The organism is Pseudomonas sp. S09G 359, from assembly GCF_002843605.1.
Classification (GTDB): Bacteria; Pseudomonadota; Gammaproteobacteria; order Pseudomonadales; family Pseudomonadaceae; genus Aquipseudomonas.
Window position 1 is genome coordinate 2343127 of sequence record NZ_CP025263.1, and the last position, 17259, is coordinate 2360385.

Genomic DNA, 17259 nt, shown 5'->3' on the forward strand with positions numbered 1-17259 from the left:
TTCATTCGAGTGGCTTTTTGCGTTGGCGGGCTTCAGCGCCGCCCGGCCCGCGTACTCACATCCACCCACACCGCCAGCACCAAAATGCTGCCCTTCACGATCATCTGCCAGTAGCTGTCCACATCCAGCATCGACATGCCGTTGTCCAGGCTGGTAATCACCAACGCCCCGAGCAACGCGCCATACACCGTGCCCGAGCCGCCGCGCATGGAGGTGCCGCCGATAAAACACGCGGCGATGGCATCCAGTTCGCCCATGTTGCCGGCCGACGGTGAGCCGGCGGCGAGGCGAGCGGTGTTGACCAGGCCGGCGAGGGCGCACATCACGCCCATGATGCCGAAGATCCACAGTTTCACTGCCTGCACATTGATGCCCGACAGGCGCGTGGCTTCCATATTGCTGCCCACCGCATACACGCGGCGGCCGAACACGGTCTGGCTGGTGACGTAGCTGAATACGCCGAGCAACACCAGCAACAGCAGCACCGGCACGGGGATGCCGTCGTAGCTGTTGAGGGTGGTAACGAACCCGGCCAGCACCGCGCCGATCAGCGCCACGCGCAGCACATCACGCACCAGCGAATGCGCGGCCAGGCCGTGCAGGGCGCGGTTGCGCCGTTGTTTCCAGGTGAGAAACAGGGTCAGGGCAAACAGCAGCACCCCAAGGCCAATTCCCACCGAATGCGGCAAATAGCCTTGGCCCACATACACCAGCGACGGCGACACCGGCGCGATGGTGGTGCCGCCGGTGATCCCCAGCAGAATCCCGCGAAACGCCAGCATGCCGCCCAAACCGACAATAAACGAGGGGATGCGCAGGTAGGCGGTCATGTAGCCGTTGGCCAAGCCGATCATCAACCCGGCCAGCGCCACCAGGCTGAGGTTGGCCAGCAGTGGGATGTGATAGACCACATCCAGAATCGCTGCCAGCCCGCCGAGCAAGCCAAGCATGGAGCCCACCGACAAGTCGATCTCGCCGCTGATGATCACCAGCACCATGCCGCACGCGAGTATCCCGGTGATCGACATCTGCCGCAGCAGGTTGGACAGGTTGCGCGGCGTGAGGAAGCCGCCCTCGGTCTGCCAGCTGAAAAACAGCCAGATCACCGCCACGGCGATCACCAGGGCGAGCATTTTGTAGCGGGTAAAAAGGTGTTTGACCTGATTCATCTACGCGGTCTTCCGATTGTTATTGTTTTGGCTGAGCGCGGCGGCGAGCACCTGTTCCTGGGTGAGCCCTTGATTGATGAAATCACCGCGCAACTGGCCGTCGCCAATCACCAGCACGCGGTTGGATACGCCGAGCACCTCGGCCAGCTCCGACGACACCATGATGATCGCCACACCCTCGGCGGCCAGTGCGCCCATCAGTTTGTAGATCTCGTACTTGGCGCCCACATCCACACCGCGCGTGGGCTCATCGAGGATCAGTACCTTGGGCTTGGCCATCAGCATTTTCGCCAGCACGGCCTTTTGCTGATTGCCACCGGACAGGCTGGTGATCGGCAAAAACGGGCTGGCGGTTTTCAGGTGCATGCGCGCGATCTGCTGGTCGATGCTGCCCAGCTCGGCTTCGGCGTCGATGCGGGTCATGTGCGCATAGTTACCGAGCACCGCCAGGGTGATGTTCTGGCCCACCCCCAGGTCGGGAATGATGCCCTGGCGCTTGCGGTCCTCGGGCACCATGCACAGCCCGGCGCGGATCGATTTGAGCGGCGTGCGCGTGTCGATCACCTGGCCGTCCAGCCACACCTCGCAGCTGTAGCGGCCGGGGTAGGCGCCGAACAATGCCGACACCAACTCCGTACGCCCGGCGCCCACCAGCCCGGCGATACCGAGGATTTCCCCGCGCCTGAGCACAAACGAAATATCGTCCACACGCTTGCGCTTGGGGTTGTCGACGTCATAGCAGGTGACATTGCGCGCCTCGAAAATCACCTCGCCCACCGCATGGGGTTCGGTGGGGTAGAGGTTGCTCATCTCGCGGCCGACCATCTGCGTGATGATCCGGGGTATATCCATGTCGGCCATGGCGGTGGTTGCGATGTGCTTGCCATCGCGGATCACCGCAATGGTGTCGCACACCGCCGCCACTTCATCGAGCTTGTGGGAGATGTACACGCAGGCCACGCCCTTGGCCTTGAGGTCGCGGATGATGTCGAGCAGCACCTCGATTTCCGAACGGGTCAGGGCCGAGGAGGGCTCGTCCAGAATCAACAGGCGCGCCTGTTTATTCAGCGCCTTGGCGATTTCCACCAGTTGCTGGTAACCGCCGCCGTACTGCGACACCGGCAGCGCTACGTTCATGTCCGGCACCTTGAGTTCACGCATCAACGCTTCGGCGCGGTGGATCATCGCCGGGTAGTTCATGCGCCCGCCCGGCAACGTCAGTTCATGGCCCATGAAGATGTTCTCGGCCACCGACAAGTCGGGCACCAGCGTCAGTTCCTGGTGGATGATGACGATGCCCGCGGCCTCGGTTTCGCTGATGGATTGGGCCTTGAGCGGTTGCCCATCCCAGAGAATTTCACCCTCCCAGGTGCCGTACGGGTAGACCGCCGACAGCACCTTCATCAAGGTGGATTTGCCGGCACCGTTTTCACCGCACAGGCCCACGCACTCACCGGGCCGCACCTTGATATCGATGCCGTTGAGGGCGTTGACACCGCCAAAACTTTTGACGATGCCGTTCATTTGCAACAGGTAGTCGGCCATCGCGGTCACTGCCCGGCAATCTGCTCTTTGGTATAGAACCCGTCTTTCTCCAACAGGTCGATATTGGCCTTGGTCAACGGGGTCGGGGTGAGCAGGATGGTGTCGACTTTTTTGCTGCCGTTGTCATATTGCGAGCTGTAGGTGGGTTTCTCATTACGCGCCAACTGCACCGAAAGCTTGGCTGCTTCCGAGGCGATCAGCTTGAGCGGCTTGTACACGGTCATGGTCTGGGTGCCGTCGATCACGCGCTTGATTGCGGCGAGGTCGGCGTCTTGCCCGGAGATAGGCACCTTGCCCGCCAGTTTCTGCGCGGCCAGGGCCTGGATTGCGCCGCCGGCAGTGGCGTCGTTGGAGGCGACGATGGCGTCGATCTTGTTGTTGTTCCGGGTCAGGGCGTTTTCGACGATGCTCAGGGCTTCGGTCGGGTTCCATTCCTTGACCCATTGCTGGCCGACAATCTTGATATCGCCTTTGTCGATGGCCGGTTGCAGCACTTTCATCTGGCCTTCGCGCAGCACCTTGGCGTTGTTGTCGGTGGGCGCGCCGCCGAGCAGGAAGTAGTTGCCCTTGGGCGCTGCTTGCAGCACGCCGCTGGCCTGCATTTCGCCGACTTTTTCGTTATCGAAGGAGATGTAGGCGTCGATATCGGCGTTGAGAATCAGGCGGTCATAGGACACCACCTTGATCCCGGCTTTCTTGGCTTCGGCAACGGCGTTGGTCAGCACGGTGGCGTTGAACGGCACGATTACGATCACGTCGACGCCGCGCGAGATCAGGTTTTCGATCTGCGAAATCTGCTTCTGCTCGTTGGCATCGGCGGACTGCACGAAGACTTTGGCATCGAGTTTCTCCGCCGCTGCGACGAAGTAGTCGCGGTCGCGGGACCAGCGTTCAAGGCGCAGGTCGTCGATGGAGAAACCGATTTTCGGGTGGGCGGAATCGGCCATTACCGGCAGGGCGAGCAGGGCCAGGGCAGAGGCGAGCAGGGTACGTTTGAATGCTTTCATGGTGGTGCGTCCTTTTATTGTTGTTGGAAAGACACAGCGTGGTGCGGGTAGAACTGTAGAGCGTGTTTCGATGTTCGGTGCATAGATTTGTCGTGCAAATGTCACAGGTTTTTGTAGAGAGTCGGCCTGCTCTGACGAGCATGCTCGCTGTGGCGAACGGGCTCTTTATGGCGAGCCGGATTGTTGTGGCGAGCGGGCTTGTGTGGCGAGCGGGCTTGCCCGCGTTGGGCTGCGAAGCAGCCCCAAAACCAGGCGACGCGGTGTGTCAGTTAAAACGCGTTGCCGGTTACAGGGGCCGCTTCGCGCCCCAACGCGGGCAAGCCCGCTCGCCACAAGTAGCTCATTTGCCACAAGGAGCTCATTTGTCAGAAGGAGCTCATTTGTCAGAAGGAGCTCATTTGTCACAAGTAGCTCATCTGCCACAAGGAGCTCATCTGCCACAAAACCCCCACTTGCCACAGGTCAACCACTCAGCCGTAGATGTAGCGGTTGACCACGCCTTCAAGCATCTCCTGCCGGCCACTCACGGCCTGCGGGTTCAGTTCGTTGGCAAATGCATGCTGGGCCAATGACTCCAGGCTGAACTCACCGGCCAGTACTGCCTGGCCGAGCGGTTGCTGCCAACCGGCGTAGCGTTGGTCCTTGAACTGCTGCAAGCGGTCGTTCTGCACCATCGCCGCTGCGCGTTCCAGGGCCAGGGCCAGGGTGTCCATGGCGGCGACGTGGCCGTGGAACAGGTCCACATCGTCCAGGCTCTGGCGGCGTACCTTGGAATCGAAATTGTAGCCGCCGTTCTTGAAGCCGCCGGCCTTGAGGATCTCGTAGGTGGCCAGGGTCATTTCCTCGACGCTGTTGGGGAACTGGTCGGTGTCCCAGCCGTTCTGCGGGTCGCCACGGTTGGCGTCGATGCTGCCGAAAATCCCCAGGGACACGGCGGTGGCGATTTCGTGATGGAAACTGTGCCCGGCCAGGGTCGCGTGGTTGGCCTCGATATTCACCTTGATCTCATGTTCCAGGCCGTATTCATGCAGGAAGCCGAACACCGTGGCACTGTCGTAATCGTATTGGTGTTTGGTCGGTTCCTGAGGCTTGGGCTCGATCAGCAGGTCGCCCTTGAAGCCGATCTTGTGCTTGTGCTCGACCACCATGCGCATAAACCGCCCGAGCTGTTCGCGCTCGCGTTTCAGGTCGGTGTTGAGCAAGGTTTCATAGCCTTCACGGCCGCCCCACAACACATAGTTGGAACCCTTGAGCCGCAGGGTGGCGTTCATCGCGCTGAACACCTGGGCGGCGGCGTAGGCGAACACCTGCGGGTCCGGGTTGCTCGCCGCGCCGGCGGCAAAACGCGGGTTGCTGAAGCAGTTGGCGGTGCCCCACAGCAGCTTGATGCCGGTCTGTTCCTGATGGCGCTCCAGGTGATCGACCATCTGCGCAAAGTGGTTGCGGTACTCCTTGAGCGAGCTGCCTTCCGGGGCTACGTCGGTGTCGTGGAAACTGTAGTAGTCGATGCCCAGCTTGGAGAAGAACTCAAAGGCCGCGTCGGCCTTGCCGATGGCCAGTTGCATTGGGTCGCCGCTCTTCTGCCACGGGCGCTTGAAGGTGCCCACGCCGAACATGTCCGCACCGGGCCAGACGAAGGTGTGCCAGTAGCAAGCCGCCATGCGCAGGTGCTCACGCATGGGTTTGCCGAGGATGAGTTTGTTCGCGTCGTAGTGGCGAAAGGCGAGGGGGGAATCGCTGCTGGGGCCTTCGAAGCGAACCTTCTCGACACCGGGGAAGTACGGCATGGCGTTTTCCTTATTGTTCTTGGCGGTGTCTCGATACTAGCAACGGCACCTGGGCTGCCGATTATGAAAATCACCAAGGTGTAGTGCGATTTTGAGTGGCGAGGACTAACCTGTGGTGACCGGCCTCAGGACAACAACAATGAAAATCCTACCGCCCGTGCACCGCATCGCCCTGCTGTTCAACGGCAGCAAGATCTACGACCGGGGCATCATCACCGGCATCGGCAATTACCTCAGCAGCACTCGCGCGTCCTGGGACCTGTTCCTGGAAGAGGACTTCCTGTGCCGCCTGCGGGGCATCGAACGTTGGCAGGGCGACGGCATCATTGCCGACTTCGATGACCCGCTGATCGGCGAGGCGCTGGCCGGGTGCAAGCTGCCGGTGGTGGCGGTGGGCGGCTCCTACCAGGATGCGCGCGCCTACCCCAAGGGCATCCCCTATGTGGCCACCGACAACGATGCGTTGATGAAACTGGCGTATGAACATTTGATCGAGGCGGGACTGAGCCGTTTTGCCTGTTTCAGCCTGCCCGAAGCCCAGGCCAACCGCTGGGCCCAGGAGCGTGAAAAAGCCTTCAAGCGCCTGATGCACCGCGACGGCATGCCGGTGGAGGTCTATCGCGGCCTGGGCACCAGCGCGCCGTTGTGGGACAGCGCGGTGGAACAACAGATCGCCTGGCTGCAGGCATTACCCAAGCCCATCGGCATCATCGCCGTCACCGACGCCCGCGCCCGGCAATTGCTGCAAGCCTGCCTCACCGCCGGCATCGCCGTGCCGGAGGAAGTTGCGTTGATCGGTATCGACAACGACCCACTGACCCGCACCCTCACGCGGGTGCCGCTGAGCTCGGTGATCCAGGGTACGGAAACCATGGGGCGCACGGCTGCGGCCTTGTTGCACCAGATGCTGCATGGCAAACCCTGCAGCGGCACGCAGATTCTGGTGCCGCCGGAGGCGATCAATGTGCAGGCATCCAGCTTGCACCAACCCTTGGGTAATCCGTATGTGATGCAGGCGCTGCTGTTTATCCGGCAATACGCCTGCCAGGGCATCAAGACCGCACAGGTGGCGGCTTATGTGGGCGTGTCGCGCTCGTCGCTGGAATCACACTTTCGCAAGGTGCGCGGTTGCAGCGTGCACGACGAGATCCTGCGCTTCAAACTCGCCGCCGCCGCCAAGGGCCTGGAAAACCAGGGCCTGGCGATTGCCGATATTGCATCGAGTTGCGGCTTCAAGTCGGCGCAGTACCTGCACACGGTGTTTCGGCGCGAGTTTGGGTGTACGCCGAGGGAGTATCAGCAGGGTGCGACCTAGAATACTGCCTTGGACAAATGTGGGAGGGGGCTTGCCCCCGATAGCGGTGGGTCAGCTGAATAATGGTTAGCTGACACACTGCAATCGGGGGCAAGCCCCCTCCCACATTTAGAACACTGCTTTGACCTGTAGGCCCAGGACCAGCGCGTCGTCGATCTTCTCCCCGGAAAACGCCCCCGGCTCGATGATGTATTGCACATCCGGGCGCAGGTTCAGCCACGGCGTGGCCTGGTAGCCGTAGCTGAGTTCGATCAGTTGCTCGGCGTTGTTCAGGTTGGGGTAATCGGTCCCGGCGTTGAACGCGGCCAGTTCCTGCACATCACGACTACGCGGGTTCGGCACGGCACGGCCGTAGCCCAGGGCGAGGGTGTCGCGTGGTCGGCCTTCGAACGGTTTGTACAGCACCACGCCCGCGCCATACCACTTGCTGAACGGCGAAGCCGCTTCGCTGGCGGCGGAATATTGGCCGAAGGCGTGCAGCACGCGGCCGGCGGATGCGCTGGACGCCCACACTGCCTGGTCGATCAGCAGGTAGTGACCGCCGCGCCCACTCACGTCTTTATCGCTGCCGATGCGTTTCACGTCGGAGCTGTCGTAGTAATAGCCCAGCTTGTATTCACCCGGCAGCGGGCCCGCGTGTTTGTAGATCAACTCGATGGGCACCACGGTACCGGTGGTGTGCTTGGGGCTCAGGTGCCAGGCGCGGCTGGAATCGCCATTGCTGTCCGGGTCTACGTTGAAGGCGGCGACGCGCAATTGCCAGGCCGGCGAAAAGTCGTATTTCACCCGCGCGCCCAGGCGCGCGTTCGGGTAGTTGGTCCAGCCGCTGCCGCCGGACATGTTCAGCGGGTGCCCGCAGAAACCGGCATTCATGAAATTGCACAGAATGCCGCTGTCGAGGCCGCCGAGGTCATTGCCCATGGCCATGTAGCCGAGCTTGAGGTTCAGCGCCGGGGTGAACAGCGTGCGCTCGTAGCTCAGCTCGGTCAGGCGGGTGTAAAGGCCGCCGTAGTTTTCCTGGATCGGCAGGCGGTTGCCCACCAGGTCCTCGGAGGCGCTGTTGCCGCGCCGGTCGTTGATGGTCAGTTGGATGCGGTCACCATTGTTCAGGCCGTACAGCTTGCCGAGGTCGAACTGCACGCCCAGCTTGAGGTTTTGCGAGTAGCGTGCCGAGCGGTGTTGGCCGCCGTGGGCGTTGTAGGCGGTCTCGCCGCTGTAGTCGCCGGTAAAGCGGATGCCTTGTTCGTCCAGCTCGCGGCGCAGGCCGCCCCAGTCGCCGGTCAGGGTGGTGTCGCTGGCTTGCACGGGCAGGGCGGCGCCAAAGGCCAGGCCCAGCAACAGGCGCCCAAGGGAAAAATGAGAAGAGGGGGTCATGCGGGGTTTTCCAAAGCAGAAGGCGCGGTGCCGGGGGGCACCGCGCTTGGAGGGGGTTATGGCAAGGCGTAGGCGATCACGTAGTCGCCACGGTCGGTGGACTGGCGTGCACCGCCGGCGGTGATGACGATGTATTGCTTGCCGGTTTTCGGCGACACATAAGTCATTGGGCCGCCCTGGCTGCCCACGGGCAGGCGGGCTTTCCAGATTTCATCACCGTTGCCGCTGTTGAAAGCGCGCAGGTAGAAGTCCTGGGTGCCGGCGATAAAGATCAGGCCGCCCTGGGTCGACAAGGTGCCGCCGAGCGTCGGCAGGCCGATCTTGATCGGCAGGTGCATGCGAATGCCGAGCGGGCCGGTGTCTTCAACGGTGCCGACCGGTACTTGCCAGGCGACTTTCTGGGTTTTCATGTCGATGGCGGTCAGGGTGCCGAACGGCGGTGCCTGGCACGGAATGCCGGCCACCGACAGGAAGCGGTTTTTGTTCACCGCATACGGCGTGCCCTTGAGCGGTACGGCGCCCATGCCGGTGTTCAGCGCTTCGCCACCCGAGGAGGCCTGGGCATTCTTCTGCCCCGGCACCATCTGGATCCACAGGCCCAGGCGCATGTCGTTGACGAAGATAAAACCGTGCACCGGGTCGGTGGAAATGCTGCCCCAGTTCATGCCACCCAAGGAGCCCGGGAAGCTCAGGGATTTATCCGTGCCCGGCGCGGTGTACAGGCCGTCGTAACGCATGCCTTTGAAGTCGATGCGGCACAGCAACTGGTCGTACGGGGTGGCGCCCCACATGTCCGATTCGGTCAGGGTTTGCGCGCCGATCTGCGGCATGCCCACCGATTTCGGCTGGGTCGGGGAGTAGGGTTCGTTAGGGATATTCGCGGCCTTGACCGGTACTTCCTTGACCTCGGTCAGCGGCTTGCCGGTGGCGCGGTCGAGCACGTAGATCTGCCCGGCCTTGGTGCCGATCACCACTGCCGGCACGGCTTTGTCGCTGCCCGGCGGGGTGAAGTCGATGAGGCTTGGCTGCATCGGCAGGTCGAAGTCCCACAGGTCGTTGTGGACGGTCTGGTACACCCACTTTTCCGCACCGGTGGAGGCGTCCAGCGCCAGTACCGAAGCACCGTATTTGTGGTTGAGCTGGGTGCGTTCCACACCGTAGATGTCGGTGGACGAGCTGCCCATCGGCAGGAACACGGTGTTCATCAGCGGGTCGTAGGACATCGGCGCCCAGCTGTTCGGCGTGCTGCGCACGTAGGTGCGGTCGCCGGTCGGGGCCTGCTTGTCTTCCGGGTTGCCGGGGTCGAAGGCCCAGCGCATTTGGCCGGTGATCACGTCGAAACCACGGATCACGCCGCCGGGCATGTCGGTTTGCACGTTATCCGCCACGCGGCCGCCGACCACTACGGTGGTGCCGGCGATCAGCGGGGCAGAGGACAGTTGATAGTAGCTGTCCGGCACATTGCCCAGGCCGGCTTTCAGGTCCACCTGGCCGTGGGTGCCGAAGTCTTCGCAGAATTTGCCGGTGTCGGCATCCACGGCGATCAGGCGCGCATCAATGGTGTTGGTCAGCAGGCGACGCTGGCACTGGGCGCCGGCGGGAACGCTGGCGGCAATGATCGGCGAGCTGTTCGGCTGGGTTGGCTGGGCGAGTGGCGCGGTGGCGTCGAAATACGCCATGCCACGGCAACGCTGCCAGACCGCCGACTTGGCGTTGACTTGGTTTTTCCACAGCTCTTTGCCGGTGTCGGCGTCCAGGGCGATGAGGTTGTTGTGCGGGGTGCAGATGAAGACTTTGTTGCCGATCTGCAGGGGCGTCAACTGGTCTTCGGCGCCGTTGCCGTCGCTGATGGCCACGTCACCGGTGTGGTAGGTCCACGCCACTTTGAGCTTGTCGATGTTATCGCGGTTGATCTGGTCCAGCGCGGCGAAGCGGCTGCCACCTTCGGTATTACCGTAGTGGGCCCAGTCTTTCTGCGCATCGGCGGCGGCCACGGGCGTGATGCCTGGGCCGGTGCCGGTCGGTGCGACGCTCGGGTGGGCGACAAACATATTGCCCGCCGCGACCGCTACGCCTACCGCCAATACGGCTGCGACACCATAGGCACCGCGTGCAGGCCTGTTGACGAGCAACGGGTAGACCAGCGCCACGACCATACCGATGGCGGCAAACATGAACACCCGCGAAAACAGCGGCCAGAACACCAAGCCCACGTCGGCCACGGCCCAGATCGCGGTACCCACCAGGAACGCGGCGAACAACCACGCGCCGGCCGGCTTGCGCAGGGCGATCAACAGACCGGCAATGGCCATGACCGCACCGCCGATGAGGAAGTACCAGGAACCTCCCAGGCTGACCAGTTTGACGCCGCCGACGGCAAGCGCGAGGCCGAGCAGGGCGATGATAACGCCCAGGCCCAGGAGTAAGAATCTAGAGACGCCAGTGGCGCGCGATGCTCGTTTCATATCGAAAAGACTCGAGTGAGAGAGGGCAAAGACGCGATTTTAGCAAGATAAGTAACTGGTTAGTACATTAGAGTCCTGCAATAGACTATTACAGGTGCTGCGATGATGGGCTGAGGCTAAATGTCGCGTGTGTGGAGTGAGTGTAGGCAAGCTTGGGGAAAATGTGGGAGCCAATAGCGGCATCGTCTATGGCAAACGCGCTGCTGTGGCAAGCAAGCTGTTGTGGCGAGCGGGCTGCTGTGGTGAGCGGGTTGTTGTGGCGAGCGGGCTTGCCCGCGTTGGGCCGCGAAGCGGCCCCCAAATTTACTGGGGCTGCTGCGCAGCCCAACGCGGGCAAGCCCGCTCGCCACAGGGGAGGGTGTTGGATTTTAGTCCGTCGGGCTTCACTCAACGAAACGCCGGTACCACCTGTTCAATAAACAGCGCCAACGACTTCTTCTTCTCGGCGTGGGGCAGGCTGTTGTCGCACCAGAAGCTGAACTCATCCACGCCCAGTTCTTGGTAGTACCTGATGCGCGGGATGATTTCTTCGGCGGTGCCGATCATCGCGGTTTTGTGCAGGCTTTCCAGCTCGAACTCGGGGCGCGCGGCGAATTTCTCTTCCGGGCTCGGTTCCAGGAAACCATTGACCGGCACAGTCTTGTTGCCAAACCAGGCATCAAAGGTGCGATAGAACTTGGAGATCGCCTTGGCGCCGACCTGCCAGCCTTGCGGGTCATCGGCTGCGTGCACGTGGGTGTGGCGCAGCACCATCAGTTGCGGGCGCGGCACGCCTGGGTTGTTGTCGAGGGCGGCCTGGAATTTGTTTTTCAGGTCGAGGACTTCTTCATCGCCTTTCATCAATGGCGTGACCATCACGTTGCAGCCGTTGGCCACCGCAAAGTTGTGCGAGTCCGGGTCGCGGGCGGCGATCCACATCGGCGGGTTGGGCTGCTGTATCGGCTTGGGCACGCTGGTGGAGGTGGGGAATTTCCAGATATCGCCGTCGTGGGCGTAGTCGCCTTTCCACAACGCGCGAACCACCGGCACCATCTCCCGCAGCGCCTGGCCGCCGCTGGAGGCCGGCATGCCACCGGCCATGCGGTCGAACTCGACCTGGTACGCACCCCGGGCCAGGCCGACTTCCATGCGCCCGTTGCTGATCACATCGAGCAACGCGCATTCGCCCGCCACCCGCAGCGGGTGCCAGAACGGCGCGATGATGGTGCCGGCGCCCAGGTGAATAGTGGTGGTCTTGGCCGCGAGGTAAGCCAGCAATGGCATCGGGCTGGGCGAGATGGTGTATTCCATGGCGTGGTGTTCGCCAATCCATACGGTGCTGAAGCCACCGGCCTCGGCCATCAGGGTCAGTTCGGTCAAGTCTTCGAACAGTTGACGGTGGCTGACACTTTCATCCCAGCGTTCCATGTGTACGAACAGCGAAAACTTCATGACGCTTACCTCGAATCTTTTGTGATAGGCCTGTCGACTGCGGGCCCTTAAGTGCTCTCGCCACTATGAAGCGTGCCGGTGATAACGGCTGTTCGGCGGATTGATTGTTGGTATACCATAATACGGAATATCCGCAAAACTTTTCTCTCCAACGGTCGCACCCTCACCTCACAAGGAAGGCGAGCTAGATGAACATAAAACAAAAATTGATCCTGGCCTTTGCGGTGATCGCCAGCCTACCGGTGATTCTGGTGGCTGTGCTGATCATCCTCAACGTGCGCCACGAGGCCCGCGATGGTTTTGTCGACAGCAGCGGCCGCGAGATTCGCCAGGTCGACAATGCCATGCAACTGTTTTTCGAAGGCATCAGCCAGAACGTCGCCTACCTGGCCGCGCACCCGCAGTTGCAGGGCATCCATGCCGACGTGAAGCGCTACCTGGCCAGCGATGCCGCGCAAGTCGCCCCCGGTGAACGCGACCAGCAGCTGTTCGAGTTGTTCGAAGGACTGGCCAAGAGTCACTCGGCCTACACCTACCTGTCCCTTGGTACCGAAGACGGCGGCTACGTGTTCTGGCCCGGCGACCCCAAGCTGGCCAACTATGACCCACGCACGCGGCCCTGGTACAAGACGGCCATGGCCCAGCCGGGCAAGACCCTGCGCACCCAAGCCTATTATTGGGCGGCCGACGATGTGGTGCTGGTGAGCACGGTGCAGAGTTTCAACGACCGCCAGGGCAAGGCGAGCGGGGTGGTCAACATTGACGTGTCCCTCAAGCAACTGACCGACCTGGTCAAGCAGATCAAACTGGGCGAGAGCGGCTACCTGATGTTGATGGAAGCCAACAACACCGTGCTGGTGGACCCGAACGACCCGTCCCACAACTTCAAGCAGCTTGGCGAGCTGGGTGACGGTTATCGCCAGTTGAGCGAAGCCGGCCAAGGCCTGGTGCAGGTCGAGCTGGCTGGCGAGCGTTACATGGCGCTGGTGTGGCCGTCCCAGGCTTTGGGCTGGCGCTTTGTCGGGCTGGTGCGCGAGAGTGAGGTGATGGCCGGCGCGGTGCGGCTGACTTGGCTGATCGCCGCCATCGCGTTGGTGTGCGGTGTGTTGTTTGCGGTGGTCGGCGCCTGGTTTGCCGGGCTGATCGTAAAACCGATTCGTGGCGTGGCCAGTGGCTTGGAAGGCATCGCCCAAGGTGAAGGTGATTTGACCGCGCGCCTGGAGGTCAACGGCCGCGACGAAACGGCGCAACTGGCCGGCTGGTTCAACCAGTTTCTCGAAGCCATTCGCACCCTGATCCAGCGCATCGGCCAGGCTGCCGGGCAGATCCACAGCAGCTCCGGCAGTGCCACCGAAGTCTCGGTGGAAATGGCCGATGTCGCCGCGCGCCAGCGTGAAGCGGTGGACATGGTCTCCACGGCGTTTCACGAAATGGTCGCCACTTCCAATGAGGTTGCGCGCTCCTGCAGCCAGGCCGCCGACTCGGCCGACAACGGCCAGCGCCAGGCCCACACCGGGCAGCAGCAGATCGACGCGGCGGTGAGCAGCGTCGGGCGTTTGAGCGAAGAAATTGGCCATTCCGCCCAGGCCATGGAACAGCTGGAAAAAGACAGCAACGACATCCAGTCGATCCTGGGCACCATCCGCTCAATTGCCGAGCAAACCAACTTGTTGGCGCTCAACGCTGCCATCGAGGCCGCACGGGCCGGCGAACAGGGGAGGGGGTTTGCGGTGGTGGCCGACGAAGTGCGCGCCCTGGCCAAACGCACCGCCGACTCCACCGGTGAAATCGACGGGCTGCTCGGCAACCTGGCGCGGCGCACACACCAGATGGGCAAGCAGATGCATGCCAGCCTTGAGGTGTCCCAGGAAACCGTGGTGTCGATCAACGATGCGCGGGCCAGCTTCGGCTTGATCCGCGAGTCGGTGGACGTGATCCGCGACATGAACACGCAAATCGCCACCGCCGCCGAAGAGCAGCACCAGGTGGCCGAGGATATCAATCGGCACATCAGCCAGATTCACGGGGATGCACAGTTGGTGGCGAGCCTGGCCGACTCCACGCGCCAGGACGCACAACAGTTGACGGCGTTGTCGCAGACGTTGAATCAGTTGGTCAGCCGGTTTCGTACCTGACAACAAATGGAACTGACACACAGCAATCCAAATGTGGGCAGCAGTCCAAATGTGGGAGGGGGCAAGCCCCCTCCCACATTGCCCACATTGTCCACATTGGATTCGGGTGTTGCTTAGGCAGGCATCGGCAACGCCCCCATCTTCCCATGGCAATACACCAGTGGCCCGGCGTTCTGCTGGGGCACGATCAGGTTCTTCACCGCGCCGACCATGATCGCGTGGTCGCCACCTTCATATTCGCGCCACAACTCGCACTCGATCACCGCCGTGGCATTCGCCAGGATCGGGTTGCCCAACGCGCTGAGCGTCCATTCGATACCTTGGGCCTTGTCCTTGCCCTTGCGCGCAAAGGCATAGGCCTCGCTTTGCTGGCCGCCGGAAAGCACGTGGATCGCAAAGCGTTTGTTCTTGATCAGCACCGGGTATGAGTCGGAACTGTAATTGGGGCAGAACAGCACCAGCGCCGGCTCCATGGACAACGAACTGAAGGCACTGGCGGTCAGGCCGACGATTTGCCCGTCGTCATCAAGCGTGGTGATCACGGTGACCCCGGACGGAAACGAACCCATCACTTGTTTATAGATGGCGGCATCGATCATGGGTATGTCCTCTGGCGTTGAAGCGGTTCTTATGAATTTATAGGTCTGATGGTATACCGTAATACAATCGATGCAACCGCTTTTTCAAACCGCCGACAAACGTCAACCTTTGGTCTTATAGCCAGTAAATACGGGGGTTGAGCTGAGAAGTTGCGATGGGCTATGTGGCACACTTACGGATCAGATACAGGTTAAGACTACGGATCAGTCTTGTGAAAATATTGGAATACCATAATATGGTGTTCATCTGAGGGGCCGCCACGAAGCGCCCCCGGTTTGGCGTCAAACAACTATAAGATCAGACCAAAGCGAGTTCATTTCCATGCCCCAGATGTCCCGGCAAGACCCCCTGATCGAGAACCACACGGTCGATTACGTCCCCCTCGCAGAGCGCCATGGAAAGGCCCGCGACCTGTTTACCTTATGGTTCAGCACCAATATTGCGCCGTTGCCCATCGTCACCGGCGCCATGGTGGCCCAGGTGTTCCACCTCAACCTGGTGTGGGGGCTGCTGGCGATTGCCCTCGGGCACATGCTCGGCGGCATCGTGATTGCCCTGGTGTCGGCCCAGGGCCCGCGCATGGGCATTCCGCAGATGGTGCAAAGCCGTGGCCAGTTCGGGCGCTACGGCGCACTGCTGATCGTGTTCTTCGCCGCGCTGATCTACATCGGCTTCTTCATTTCCAACATCGTACTGGCCGGCAAATCCATCGTCGGTATCGTGCCTTCGGTCCCCGTGCCGGCGAGCATCCTGATCGGCGCCCTCAGCGCCACCGCCATTGGCGTGATCGGCTACCGCTTTATCCATAGCCTCAACCGCATCGGCACCTGGGTAATGGGTAGCGCGTTGCTCGCCGGGTTTATCTACATCTTCGCCCATGACCTGCCCGCGGACTTCCTCAGCCGTGGCGGCTTCAACCTGGCCGGCTGGTTGGCCACCGTGTCCCTTGGCGTGATCTGGCAGATCAGCTTTTCGCCCTACACCAGCGACTACTCGCGCTACCTGCCGGCGGACATCGGCATCACCCGCCCGTTTCTCGCCACCTACCTGGGCGCCACCCTCGGCACCATCCTGTCGTTTGCCTTCGGCCTGGTCGCCGCACTGGCCACGCCCGAAGGCACCGAAGCGATGGTCGCGGTCAAGCAAGCCACCGGCTGGCTGGGACCGATCCTGATGGTGCTGTTCCTGCTCAATATCATCAGCCACAACGCCCTGAACCTGTACGGCGCGGTGCTCTCGATCATCACCTCGATCCAGACCTTCTCCAGCCACTGGACCCCCAGCATCAAAGTGCGGGTGGTGCTCTCGGGCGTGATTCTCGTCGGTTGCTGCGTGGTTGCGCTGGGCGCGTCGGCGGACTTTATCTCGCAATTCATCGGCCTGATCCTGGCGCTGTTGCTGGTGTTGGTGCCATGGGCCTCGATCAACCTGATCGACTTCTACATCATCAAGCGCGGCGTCTATGACATTGCCTCGATTTTCCAGGCGGATGGCGGGGTCTACGGGCGTTTCAACCTGCATGCGATCGTGGCGTACTTCATCGGCATCCTCGTGCAGCTGCCGTTTGCCAATACCTCGCTGTATGTGGGGCCGTGGGCCAATCTGGTGGAAGGCGCGGACCTGTCGTGGCTGGTGGGGCTGGTGGTGACGTGTCCGTTGTATTACTGCCTGGCGACACGTCAACACAGCCAGAAAACCGAGGTGGTGCGGCTCGGCTATACCGACTGAGCATGGGCTGAACGTTAACGGTCTGATGCACTGCGATTAAAATGTGGGAGCGGGCTTGCTCGCGAATGCGGTACATCAGATATACCTGTGTTAACTGACACACCGCATTCGCGAGCAAGCCCGCTCCCACATGTTTGACCAAGATCCTCAACTGATCCCGCCAAACTCCTCCAACGCATCCCGCAACGCGCCGTCGAAGTACTCTTTCGAGGCGCGGTCCCAGAGGATGTGAAACGCCGGTGCTTCTGCGCTTCCCGAGTTAATGACGATCGCATTGACCCGCGCCACCGATGTCTGCGCCACCGCCCCCGGCTTGAAGGCGGCGGCGCTGAGGTCGACACCGCAGAGCTTGGCCATCACCTGGCTAATCACACCGCCACTGAGCAGCACACAGGCGTGACTGTCCTGGCGCGGCAGCAGGTAGTTGGCCCGGTGGTCCAGTTCCCAGCTTGCCTCTTCGTCGGCGATGCGTTGGCCCTGATCCTTTGGGCTGCCCAGCAGCAGGTACTCGGTCTGTGACAGCCGCGCCACCCAGCAGCCATCCGCTTGCGCGGTGGCGTGGTTGGGGGCGTCCGGCAGGGTAAAGCCGCGCCCGGTGAGGTACTCGGCGGCATAGCTGCCGCGAAAGCCGACCCGGGGCAGGTCGGTCTGGTCGATCAGGCGGCACGGCGTGATCAAGTCATGGGCTTTCAGACTGGTCATG

General features: G+C 61.9%; 11 protein-coding genes and 2 pseudogenes. 4 read left to right on the forward strand and 9 right to left on the reverse strand.

Translation table 11 applies throughout. The features are described 5' to 3' along the window. Positions 1–32: 32 nt before the first annotated feature. The 4 genes from CXQ82_RS10780 to xylA all read right to left on the reverse strand — a co-directional run bounded on the left by CXQ82_RS10780 (position 33) and on the right by xylA (position 5508). Positions 33–1169 (reverse strand): sugar ABC transporter permease, encoded by a 1137-nt coding sequence (locus CXQ82_RS10780; protein ID WP_101268673.1) that lies wholly within the window; start codon positions 1167–1169, stop codon positions 33–35. Next, positions 1170–2714, reverse strand: a complete 1545-nt coding sequence (xylG, locus tag CXQ82_RS10785) for a D-xylose ABC transporter ATP-binding protein (protein WP_177409896.1) — start codon at positions 2712–2714, stop codon at positions 1170–1172. It lies immediately after the preceding gene. A gap of 5 nt (positions 2715–2719) precedes the next feature. Next, positions 2720–3721: a D-xylose ABC transporter substrate-binding protein gene (gene xylF / locus CXQ82_RS10790; RefSeq protein WP_101268677.1), complete on the reverse strand. Its 1002-nt coding sequence runs from the start codon at positions 3719–3721 to the stop codon at positions 2720–2722. A 470-nt stretch (positions 3722–4191) separates the two neighbouring features. After that, positions 4192–5508 carry a xylose isomerase gene (xylA, locus tag CXQ82_RS10795; RefSeq protein WP_101268679.1) on the reverse strand — a complete coding sequence of 439 codons (1317 nt, stop codon included), beginning with the start codon at positions 5506–5508 and terminating at the stop codon, positions 4192–4194. Between the two features lie 139 nt (positions 5509–5647). Here xylA and CXQ82_RS10800 point away from each other — a divergent pair, with 139 nt between their 5' ends. After that, positions 5648–6823 (forward strand): XylR family transcriptional regulator, encoded by a 1176-nt coding sequence (locus CXQ82_RS10800; RefSeq protein ID WP_101268681.1) that lies wholly within the window; start codon positions 5648–5650, stop codon positions 6821–6823. Between the two features lie 108 nt (positions 6824–6931). Here CXQ82_RS10800 and CXQ82_RS10805 read toward each other — a convergent pair whose 3' ends face one another. The 3 genes from CXQ82_RS10805 to CXQ82_RS10815 all read right to left on the reverse strand — a co-directional run bounded on the left by CXQ82_RS10805 (position 6932) and on the right by CXQ82_RS10815 (position 12093). Next, positions 6932–8197 (reverse strand): carbohydrate porin, encoded by a 1266-nt coding sequence (locus CXQ82_RS10805; protein WP_101268683.1) that lies wholly within the window; start codon positions 8195–8197, stop codon positions 6932–6934. Between the two features lie 56 nt (positions 8198–8253). Beyond that, entirely contained in the window at positions 8254–10662 is a 2409-nt protein-coding gene (locus CXQ82_RS10810; protein ID WP_101268685.1) for a glucose/quinate/shikimate family membrane-bound PQQ-dependent dehydrogenase, read from the reverse strand. A 387-nt stretch (positions 10663–11049) separates the two neighbouring features. Then, positions 11050–12093 (reverse strand): LLM class flavin-dependent oxidoreductase, encoded by a 1044-nt coding sequence (locus CXQ82_RS10815; RefSeq protein ID WP_101268687.1) that lies wholly within the window; start codon positions 12091–12093, stop codon positions 11050–11052. Between the two features lie 344 nt (positions 12094–12437). On the opposite strand from CXQ82_RS10815, the pseudogene CXQ82_RS31880 reads away from it, so the two are divergent. Continuing rightward, positions 12438–13370, forward strand: a pseudogene (locus tag CXQ82_RS31880) (cache domain-containing protein); the annotation flags it as partial. 261 nt (positions 13371–13631) lie between these two features. After that, positions 13632–14228: pseudogene (locus CXQ82_RS31885) on the forward strand (methyl-accepting chemotaxis protein); the annotation flags it as partial. 113 nt (positions 14229–14341) lie between these two features. On the opposite strand, the gene CXQ82_RS10825 reads toward CXQ82_RS31885, so the two are convergent. Beyond that, entirely contained in the window at positions 14342–14827 is a 486-nt protein-coding gene (locus tag CXQ82_RS10825; protein WP_101268691.1) for a flavin reductase family protein, read from the reverse strand. Between the two features lie 322 nt (positions 14828–15149). Here CXQ82_RS10825 and CXQ82_RS10830 point away from each other — a divergent pair, with 322 nt between their 5' ends. Further along, a complete protein-coding gene (locus tag CXQ82_RS10830; protein ID WP_101268693.1) occupies positions 15150–16556 on the forward strand; it encodes a cytosine permease in 1407 nt (468 codons plus the stop codon). A gap of 147 nt (positions 16557–16703) precedes the next feature. Here CXQ82_RS10830 and CXQ82_RS10835 read toward each other — a convergent pair whose 3' ends face one another. Further along, positions 16704–17258, reverse strand: coding sequence for a sarcosine oxidase (locus CXQ82_RS10835; RefSeq protein ID WP_101268695.1), 555 nt, complete (start codon positions 17256–17258; stop codon positions 16704–16706). Between the last annotated feature and the right edge of the window lies 1 nt (position 17259).